Genomic DNA, 390 nt, shown 5'->3' with positions numbered 1-390 from the left:
TTATAGCCAACTCTTTGTCGGCTATAGCAGCATATTGCTTTTTTGAAAAGAAGCCCGCCATTGATGTAAACTTTGTCAATGACGGACAACTGTCTATTTTCTAATTTTATATCGAACTCACGTTAATTATGACTTTTTAATGCGGAAAGCCTCTAATTCCGTTCAAAGTACATGTTTTCAACGACTTAAACAAACAAAAGTATAGAAAAACCGAGGAAGAAGGATGCAAAAAAAGCCCCGAAGTATTTCTACTTCGAGGCTCCATCTAAAACGGCGACTACCTACTCTCCCACTTGTACGCAGTACCATCGGCGTGGCGAAGCTTAACTTCTCTGTTCGGAATGGGAAGAGGTGGAACCTTCGCGCCATAGTCACCTTAATATCATTATG

Annotated in this window: 1 rRNA gene and 1 pseudogene; one reads left to right on the top strand and one right to left on the bottom strand. The window is 40.5% G+C overall.

The annotated features are described in order from the left end of the window. Positions 1–104: pseudogene (locus H6A28_RS15270) on the top strand (IS982 family transposase); the annotation flags it as partial. Between the two features lie 164 nt (positions 105–268). Here H6A28_RS15270 and rrf read toward each other — a convergent pair. Then, positions 269–379: ribosomal RNA gene (gene rrf, locus H6A28_RS14990) — 5S ribosomal RNA — on the bottom strand. Between the last annotated feature and the right edge of the window lie 11 nt (positions 380–390).

It is taken from the genome of Bacteroides mediterraneensis, from assembly GCF_016900355.1.
In the GTDB taxonomy this organism is placed as follows: Bacteria; Bacteroidota; Bacteroidia; order Bacteroidales; family Bacteroidaceae; genus Phocaeicola.
This window is presented reverse-complemented; position numbering and strand designations above follow the sequence as displayed.